The sequence below is a fragment of the Pseudomonadota bacterium genome (assembly GCA_036339585.1).
In the GTDB taxonomy this organism is placed as follows: Bacteria; Pseudomonadota; Alphaproteobacteria; order UBA8366; family UBA8366; genus UBA8366.
Window position 1 is genome coordinate 24923 of the sequence record JAYZAS010000024.1, and the last position, 9324, is coordinate 34246.

9 protein-coding genes are annotated in these 9324 nt (G+C 44.9%); all 9 read left to right on the forward strand.

All coding sequences use genetic code 11. The features are described from left to right. Positions 1 to 2 precede the first annotated feature (2 nt). Positions 3 to 2369: a GAF domain-containing protein gene (locus tag VX941_12880; protein MEE2934300.1), complete on the forward strand. Its 2367-nt coding sequence runs from the start codon at positions 3 to 5 to the stop codon at positions 2367 to 2369. A 363-nt stretch (positions 2370 to 2732) separates the two neighbouring features. Then, entirely contained in the window at positions 2733 to 3605 is an 873-nt protein-coding gene (locus VX941_12885) for a xanthine dehydrogenase family protein subunit M (GenBank protein MEE2934301.1), read from the forward strand. Continuing rightward, positions 3598 to 4077 (forward strand): (2Fe-2S)-binding protein, encoded by a 480-nt coding sequence (locus VX941_12890; protein MEE2934302.1) that lies wholly within the window; start codon positions 3598 to 3600, stop codon positions 4075 to 4077. The genes VX941_12885 and VX941_12890 overlap by 8 nt, the downstream gene beginning before the upstream one ends. Then, on the forward strand, positions 4074 to 6371 hold the full coding sequence (locus tag VX941_12895; protein MEE2934303.1) for a xanthine dehydrogenase family protein molybdopterin-binding subunit: 2298 nt from the start codon (positions 4074 to 4076) through the stop codon (positions 6369 to 6371). The genes VX941_12890 and VX941_12895 overlap by 4 nt, the downstream gene beginning before the upstream one ends. A 183-nt stretch (positions 6372 to 6554) precedes the next feature. Beyond that, the gene (locus tag VX941_12900) at positions 6555 to 6845 is read left to right on the forward strand and encodes an EF-hand domain-containing protein (GenBank protein ID MEE2934304.1); all 291 of its coding nucleotides are present in this window, start codon (positions 6555 to 6557) and stop codon (positions 6843 to 6845) included. A gap of 433 nt (positions 6846 to 7278) precedes the next feature. Next, positions 7279 to 7452 (forward strand): hypothetical protein, encoded by a 174-nt coding sequence (locus tag VX941_12905; protein ID MEE2934305.1) that lies wholly within the window; start codon positions 7279 to 7281, stop codon positions 7450 to 7452. Positions 7453 to 7656: 204 nt separating this feature from the next. Then, positions 7657 to 7929, forward strand: a complete 273-nt coding sequence (locus VX941_12910; GenBank protein ID MEE2934306.1) for a hypothetical protein — start codon at positions 7657 to 7659, stop codon at positions 7927 to 7929. A gap of 114 nt (positions 7930 to 8043) precedes the next feature. Continuing rightward, positions 8044 to 8358: a DUF4190 domain-containing protein gene (locus tag VX941_12915; protein ID MEE2934307.1), complete on the forward strand. Its 315-nt coding sequence runs from the start codon at positions 8044 to 8046 to the stop codon at positions 8356 to 8358. 91 nt (positions 8359 to 8449) lie between these two features. Continuing rightward, the coding region (locus VX941_12920) for an alpha-L-glutamate ligase (protein ID MEE2934308.1) at positions 8450 to 9324 on the forward strand (875 nt) is incomplete at its 3' end.

Below are 9324 nucleotides of genomic sequence, written 5' to 3' on the forward strand. Positions count from 1 at the left end.
CATTGACTACCAAGGGTTTAAAAAACAACAAAACCGTTGCTGGTGCAGACAGCGCTGGATCAGCAGAACAACTGAGGGCTTTATTAGACCGGACCACGACTAAGCTCCACCAAACTGAATTTCTGCTTTCTGTTACGCGCAAAATTTCAGGGTTGAAAAATTTAAGTGATATTTTGTGGGCACTTATTCAATTGACAACGGAAGAACTGGGTGCAGACCGAGGCAGTCTTTTTTTGAATGATCCGATGACTGGTGAGCTCTACACAAGAATTGCTCAAGGCGATCTCACCCGGGAAATCCGAATACTCAATAACACCGGTATTGCTGGAGCTGTTTTTCAGTCTGGTGTGAGTGAGATTATCCACAATGCTTACGATGATGACAGATTCAATGCGAAAGTCGATGAACAAACAGGATTTAAAACAAAAAATATAATTTGTGCTCCAATTAAGACGGCGAGGGGCGAGACGATTGGGGTTATACAAATTCTTAATAAAAAGAAAGGACGCTTTACCAAACATGAGCTCCGATTGGTCGAGGGCATCACCTCTCAGGCGTCCATTTCACTCCAGAATGCCCAGGGCATCGAGGAAATGGAAAGGACACGAGAAAAAGAAATGCAATTTCTTGACATTGTTTCTGATGTCACCGCTGAGATTGAGCTTGGAACATTGCTCCAACGGGTAATGGTTGAGTCTACGAAAATGCTCAATGCGGACCGAGCAACATTATTTTTAAACGATACCAAAACTAACGAACTATTTACTCGTGTTGCGATGGGTGAGGGAATAGGGGAAATCAGAATGCCAAACGATGTTGGGATAGCTGGTGCTGTATATCAATCACAAGAGACCATCAACATTCCCCACGCTTATGCTGATCTAAGATTTAATCCCAGCTTTGATAAGAAAACTGGATACTTTACCAGCTCTATTCTTTGTGTACCGGTAATCAATAAAGATGGGGAATGTATTGGGTGCACACAGGCACTTAACAAGAAGGGAGGCAGTTTTAATAAAGAAGACGAGGCTCGTCTCCAGGCTTTTACGCAGCAGGTAGCTATTGCTTTGGAAAATGCAAAGCTGTTTGAGGACGTGGCTAAAGAGCGTGCTTATAATCATAGTATGCTTACCAGCATGTCCAACGCTGTTATCACTATCGATGATGATGGAAAAGTTATCACCTGTAACAAAGCGGGTTTGAAACTTTTTAAGGTGCAAAATGTTGATATTATCGGGAAAGGTGCGGATCAATTTTTCAAAAATGAACGCGCGTGGATTTTTGAGAAAATCAAAACCTGTGAAGAGACGAGAGAGAATGAATACCTTATTGATGTTGAGTTTGAGGTTGGTACTGAAATAGACGACAGTATTGAAATGGTATCTGCAAATATAAGTTTTCTACCTTTAGATAATCAGGACCCTGAGGGAAGAATGGATCAAGTGCAGGATCATTTAGGCACGCTGATTGTTATCGAAGATATCTCTCAAGAAAAGCGCATGAAATCGACCATGTCGAGGTATATAGATCCCGGGATTGCCGACCAACTTATGGACAAAGGTGCGGACATAATGGGAGGTCGGGAAACTGAAGTTACGTTACTTTTTTCTGACGTACGTAGTTTCACGACGATAACGGAAAGCCTTGGGGCTCAAGGAACAGTTACCCTCCTCAATGATTACTTTAACATAATGGTAGAGGCAATCAGTGAGCAAGGAGGGATGGTTGATAAATTTATCGGCGACGCCATCATGGCCGGGTTTGGAATACCCGTTTCACATGACGATGATGAAGATCGTGCGGTACGGGCCGGCGTAAATATGATTAAAAGACTTTGGGAGTGGAATGAAATCCGCGAAAAAGAAGGTCAAATGCCGGTTGACATGGGCTTGGGGCTTAACACTGACAAGGTAGTGTCTGGAAATATAGGGTCTTCAAAGCGAATGGATTATACGATGATTGGAGACGGGGTAAATCTTGCAGCTCGTCTTGAAAGCGCTTGTAAGGCCTACTCGGCGCGCATTTTAATTAGTGATTTCACATTCAAAAAATTGAAAGGTACCTACCAAATCAGATACATTGATGATGTCATTGTAAAAGGGAAAACGGAGCCTGTGGGAGTGAGAGAGGTCTTAGATTATCACAATCAAAATAGCTTTCCGAACCTTATGGATACAGTCAATCATTTCAATGAAGGGCGTATTTCTTTTAAATCGGGAGATTGGGATAAGAGTATCAAGTCCTTTAAGGAGTGTTTGAAGGCCAATCCAATAGATAAATTATCCAAGACATACATTGAACGCTGCGAAATCATGAAAAAGAAAAATCCAAAAAAGTGGGATGGCATTTGGGTGATGCAATCGAAATGAGGCTAGGCGAGATTATGAAACTGAAGAGGAAAAAGCGCGTTACTTGGGAAATTGCTGCTCTCATTGAGCGTCCATGCTCCAATCACAGTTGTTGAAACTTAAAAAATTCTGATTGTTAAGTGATGTTTGGGATCTGATGATCCGTGAGGCTTCCTCAAATACGCTTTGCACATGGGTTATCTGGCTTGAAAAATTTATAATTAGTAGTAATTAAAAGTGTATTGAAGTTGAGGGTGCTAAAGATCATAGTATTATTCTTGCTTGGAAAGTTTTTGCTAGGTGGAATAAAATATTTATGGCAGCTGTGAGGTTTGAGTACCAAATTTCGACTGAGTGTCGAAACAACGTGGGAGATAGTTAAAAGTGGCAGGATTACGTTACGAAGCGCCTAATACGGTTGATGCAGCTATAGGCTTGTTGTCAGAAGTCGACGGAGCGAAAGTACTCGCTGGTGGAACAGACTTGTTAGTTCAAATGCGTGAAGAAATGATCGATCCAGACCTAATTGTGGACATCAAACGCATCAACGAAACCAGAAGAATTGAAATTACATCCGATTATGTGAAAATCGGTGCTGCCATGACGGGAGCCGAATTGTGTGAAAATGAAGAATTAGCGGCAATGTGGCCGGGAGTGGTCGAGGCTGTCGAATTAATTGGATCGTGGCAAGTGCAGGGCCGTGCTACGATCGGCGGTAATTTGTGTAATGCCTCGCCAGCAGCAGACAGTGTTCCGGCAATAATCGCGTCCGGGGCGAAGATAGTTGTCGCAGGCCCCGAGGGTGTCAGGGAGATTCCGGCTGAGAAATTTCCACAAGCGCCTGGCCGAACTGCTCTTGGAGCTAATGAATTTGTCGTTTCATTGGTATTGCCAGTGCCGCCGAAACGCTCCGGCGATGCTTACCTTCGCTTTATTCCTCGGACAGAAATGGACATTGCAGTGGTGGGAGCCGGCGTTTCTTTGTCTTTGAATGAAGATGGCACGTGCGCGACCGCTCGAGTGGCATTAGGTGCAGTGGCCCCAACTGCATTGCTCGTACATGATGCTATGGATGTCCTTGTAGGTAGTAAGCTGGATGAAGGCACGCTTGAGAAATTGGATAAGGCCGCAAGAGAAGCGTGCAACCCGATTGATGATAAGCGTGGCACAATTGAGTATAGAACAAAAGTAGCTGGGGTATTAGTTCGGCGGACAGCTGCTATTGCATGGGAGAGGGCGCAAAAACAAAATGGCTAAGCACTCCGTGACAACCACCATCAATGGTGATGAGACAGAGTTTAATTGTGATACGCACAACACCCTGATGGATGTGCTGCGATCTGAACTCCATATGACTGGCACAAAAAATGGTTGTGGAACCGGCGATTGTGGTGCTTGTACGGTCATCATGAATGGTCGGTCCGTCAATTCATGCTTAGTTCTCGGTGTGGAGGTTGACGGCGCTGAGATTGAGACCGTTGAGGGTATGGCACAAGGCGGTACTCTGCACCCACTTCAGCAAAAATTCCTGGACCACGCTGCGCTTCAGTGCGGCATTTGTACTCCGGGTATCATAACGCAAGCCAAAGCGTTTTTAGAAAAAAACCCTGATCCTACCGAAACGGAGCTTCGATTTGGTTTGGCTGGGAATTTGTGCCGGTGTACAGGGTATGACAAAATTATTCGAGCAGTGCTTGATGCTGCAGCGGAGATGAGGGCAAATAAATGAGCGATAATCAAAAAAGCGGAGTTGTTGGCGGTAACTATCGCTGGGTGGGTAACAATACTCGCCGGCCAGATGGTGTAGATAAGGTTACTGGAAGGGCCAGATACGGCGATGACATGGTTTTGCCCGGAATGCTCCATATGAGAATGTTGCGCAGCCCGCATGCTCACGCAAAAATCCTTTCAATCGATACATCAGAAGCTGAAGCCGTAAAGGGTGTTAAAGCGGTGGTCACTCACAAAGATGTTCCTGACCATCCGCCAGCAAAACCACCCTTTGGTCCGGCAGTAAGCGATTTTCATGATTTATCCCGTAATATCATGGCCCGGGAGAAGGTGCTGTATGATGGGCACGCTGTCGCTGCGGTAGCAGCTACAACCGAGTCCATCGCTAAGCATGCGGTACGGAAAATAAAAGTCGAATATGAAGTTTTACCGCATGTTCTTGATCCTTATGAGGCAGCCCAGGCCGGGGCCCCTATACTGCACGAACACCAGTTCACACTCGGTATAGAGCCAAAGCCGAAAGAGCCATCCAACCTCTTTCGCACCCTTGGGGGTGAGCAGGGTGACTTAGGGCAAGGATTTGAGAAATCAGATTTGGTTATTGAGAGGGAATTTTCATCTCAGCCTGTTCATCAGGGTTATATTGAGCCGCTAGCCTGTGTAGCATCTTCGTCGGAGGATGGTGCGGTGGAGTTATGGACCTCAACGCAGGGTCATTTTGTTGCGCGCACTTTATTAAGCAGGCTCCTAAATTTGGATATGAGTAAATTCCGTGTAACTGCATCAGAAATTGGAGGTGGTTTCGGGGGTAAAACCACTATATATCACGAACCCGCAGCAATTCTTCTCTCTATGAAAACCGGTAGGCCAGTTCGAAGTGTTATGACACGGGGTGAGGTTTTGCGCGCTACGGGGCCTACCGTTGGCTCCGTTTGCCGTATAAAAATGGGGGCAATGAAAGATGGTACACTTGTTGCGGCCGACGCAGAGATCTGGTATCAGGCTGGAGCTTTCAAGGGCGGCCCGGTCGCTCGTGCCACCGACAGTTTCTTCTCTCCTTACAAAATCCCCAATGCCCGAACAGCGTGCCATGATGTGTGCGTTAACCGTCCAAAAGCAGCTGCCTACAGGGCCCCTGGAGCCCCAATGGCTACTTGGGCAGCCGAGGCCGTAATCAATGAGTTGGCAAATGAACTTGGATTAGATCCAATTGAAATGAGGCTCAAGAATGCTGTCAAAGAGGGCGATACCTCCCTGATGGGGACAAAGCATGGTCGTATCGGTTGCATTGAAGTTCTGGAGGCGGCAAAAAACCATCCCCACTACAAAGCATCATTGAAGCAGAACCAAGGTCGCGGTGTTGCGCTTGGGTATTGGTTGCATGGCGGTGGTTTAAGTAGTGCCAGTGCTAATCTGTTGGATGACGGCACACTGACACTAGCCCTAGGAACGCCCGATATTGGAGGGTCGCGATCATCTATGAGAGCAATGGCAGCCGAGGAATTGGGTATTGATATTGAGCTCGTAAAGCCAGCGGTGGTTGATACTGCTTCGCTGGGGTATAACCATTTAACAGCGGGTAGCAGGACCACGTACGCTACTGGAATGGCAGTTGTTAACGCTACTCGGGAAATAATTGAAAAATTATGTGCTTTAGCAGCCTTAAAGTGGGAAATTCCAGTAGAGGAAGTTCGCTGGGACTCTGGTGAAGCGCTTCCCGCTGACAAATATGCAGGCAAATTGGAACCGTTTAGCCTGAAACAGCTCGCAAAAATGGCACCCGGTACTGTTGGTCCAATTGCTGGGCACTCCGAGATAAATGCGAAGGGTGCAGGCGCAGCGTTTTGCGCACAAATTAGCGATGTTGAAATTGATCCTGAAACCGGTGGCACCACACCAGTTCGGCACACGGTCATTTTAGATGCGGGACGGGCTATATCACCGGATTACGTTGAGGGTCAAATGCAAGGCGGGGCCGTTCAGGGTATAGGTTGGGCGTTGAATGAAGAATATATTTATGACGATAAGGGTCGGTTATTGAACACTGGTTTTCTAGACTATCGCATGCCTGTTGCTTCAGATGTCCCAATGATAGATACGCTAATTGTTGAGGTGCCCAATCCAAAACACCCCTATGGTGTTCGTGGAGTCGGTGAGCCGCCGCTTGTTCCTGCACCAGCGGCTGTTGCTATCGCTGTCGAAAACGCCATCGGTAAGCGTATGGGCGATCTTCCCATGTCTCCTCCAAAAATCTTGGCTGCGATGGATCCTCAAAAATTAGCTGCGGAATAGCTTTTACCTTGTAGTCTTAATTTGATTATCGTGGTGGGTGGTATTTATCGATACCTCGAAGCTGTCTGGTAGTAAATTTGGCCCGTAATTATAGCTGCACGCATAGAAATTTATTCCAATCTAAACCGATCCGTAACTGGGCAACACACGTATCTTTAATAGTATAAATATGGAGTTTTAAACATGAAAGTATTCGCGGTTGCACTTACTGTTGCCCTTTTGTCTATGACATCGGCGTACGCTGGTAGCTGTGGCGGGGCTCCACATTCGCACGGGGTGTCGAAAGACGAAGCAAAAAGTTATTTCGATAAAACTGATGTAAATAAAGACGGAAAAATATCACAATCCGAGTTTGATGCGTCACCAGCGTCCAAAAAAGTTAATTCTTTTGAAAAGTTGAATCCTGGCACTGATGGTTTCATTAGCAAGCGTGGATTTATCGAAGGTTTTGCAAAACATGCCAAAAGTAATTAAACGGTCTTGACCATGGTCAACGGCTCAAACTAGTTTAGATAATATGGGCCGTATCCGCTTGACATGGCCCGTGTTACAGAAAAAGCCCCCTTTTGGTTTAGTCAAAGGGGGCTTTTGATATTAAATCTGGCACTGAATTTATCATCGCATTGAAGGACACTACTGTCCTTAAAATCTAACGGATTATTGGCATAATTATAAAGAACTTATTCTTTGCTATATGCCTATGCATGATGTTTTTTTGTGTTGCAGTGAATGCAAAAGACCCTTCTGCCATTCAAAAGAACACAGGTACGAATGTTTATGATTGCATGTGGCATGTCACCTCACCTGCACGACACTGTGTTCTGGTGCTAACACTTTCATTGCTAAAATAAGAAATAGCCAGGTTACAGGTACTATGATGTCAAATTGTACCTCTGGAGAATTTGAAATGACCGGAGAAGTGGATGCGTATGGTTCATATGTTGTCGACTTGGATGGTGGGGATTATCTTGGGGAGAGTGAGGGTACTTGGAGCAGAGTGGCAGGTACCGGCGGATATACGCCACCCCATAAAACTAGCTTTGCAGGGTGTGACGGTACTTGGGTCTGGCGCAAAAAATAACCTAACTAATTGATGCCTGGGCATAGCCTTTCAATTCTAGGAATTTACAGTTGTTAGCGCAGCCATAAATGACATCAAAATATTTTGTTTTAGACAGAAATTTTAATGCATTGACCGGTTATGCTTTCCAAATCCTTACTCCCTTTCCTATTCAAATATTAAAATTTTATTTGTTCTTTAAATGTTCTCATTTATAATAGTGTGGTGGAAGTTAAACTAACATTAGGCGATTACCGAGAGAGGCAGCTGAACCTGCGCATTACCTGTCGTTGGTGCGGCACTATACGCCTGATGCTCATTGATCATGCTATCGAGGCTGCTCAGACTAAACGAGGTGGAGCCTTTACTCACGTAAGTGCGTTTGCAGAGGAAGTAAAATGCAGCAAGTGCGGCTTTAAAAAAGCAAGTATAGAGCCTGAGGATGGCAAAGTATCTGGTAGGACTAAAGCGGCTCCTGTAAAACTTTTGTCGGGTTGACCGGCATAAGTCCAAACCTCTGCCGGCCTTTGTTTATGTTTGCAAACATCCTATACTTCTGCAAATTTAAAAAGTGTTGTCTCACTTTTGGCACGAGTAAAATCGAGGTTTTCAATGGCGGATCAAAATCAGATAGAGGTAAAAGTTACCAATCCAAAAATGAATGTGTTGGCCGTTATTTCTTTTGCGATATCTCTGCTTGGCATTCTTACCAACTTTGTCATTCCTATTATTGCTCAAGTCGGTGCGATCGTTTGCGGGCATATAGCAAGATACCAAGTTCGTCATAGCAATGGATCTGAAACCGGTTACGGTATCGCGCTTGCCGGGTTAATAATAGGTTATTTAACCATTCTTTTCTCTATTATCGGGTATGGCATTTTAGGGCTCGGGTTACTGGCGTTATTTAATACAGGCAAATTTGGATAACCGGTCTTAGTAATTTTTCCATAGTTTCTTGGCCTTCATATAGCCTTATTGAGGCCAATTATTTAACCGGCAATAAATTTGGTGGGGTGGTATGTTTGCTCAAAAGAAATCATGTGTTCCGAGTGTCTACATTATCCATGAAAATGAGGAATGGACGGCACCACTGTTATCTGCGCTCAAAGATTACCAAATTCCTCATCAAGACTGGGACACATCGTCAGCCATCTTTGACTTTTCTGCCCCTGCACCTCCAGGTATTTTTTATAATCGAATGAGCGCTTCCTCTCATACACGAGGTAACCGTTTTGCTCCCGAGATGACTATTGGAATTTTGGCATGGCTGGAGTCGCAAGGCAGCCATACGCTGAATGGTCGGAAAGCACTCAATTTAGAAATTTCAAAATTAGTTCAGTATGCCGCGTTGGAACGGGTTGGTTTGTTAACGCCAATGACTTTTGCGATTTCATCGCGCGAAGATATTGTCAAAGCATATAAGGCACTGCCTTTTGATAATGTGATTACAAAACATAACCGCGCAGGCAAGGGACTCGGAGTTCAGTTGCTTAAGTCAGAGGAAGCTATACTTGAGTATGTCAATAGCTCATCATTTGAAGATTCTATCGACGGACTAACCCTTGTTCAGCAATACATTGATGCGCCGGACAGTTCCATTACTAGAGTTGAGTTCATAGGCCGTGAATTCTTTTATGCAGTTAAAGTCGATGCTTCAAATGGATTTGAACTTTGCCCTGCCGATGTTTGTGCCTTAGATGGTGGTTTTTGTGCGACAGAGGCAGATGAGAGGTTCCCGTTTGACATCATTGAGGGTTTTGAAAACAGTGATACAGGAAAGGCATTGTTGCCAAAGATGAAGTCTGTAATGGAAAATGAACAGTTAGATGTAGCTGGATTTGAGTTTGTCACTGATGAAGCAGGTAAACATTATTGTTACGACATCAATACGAA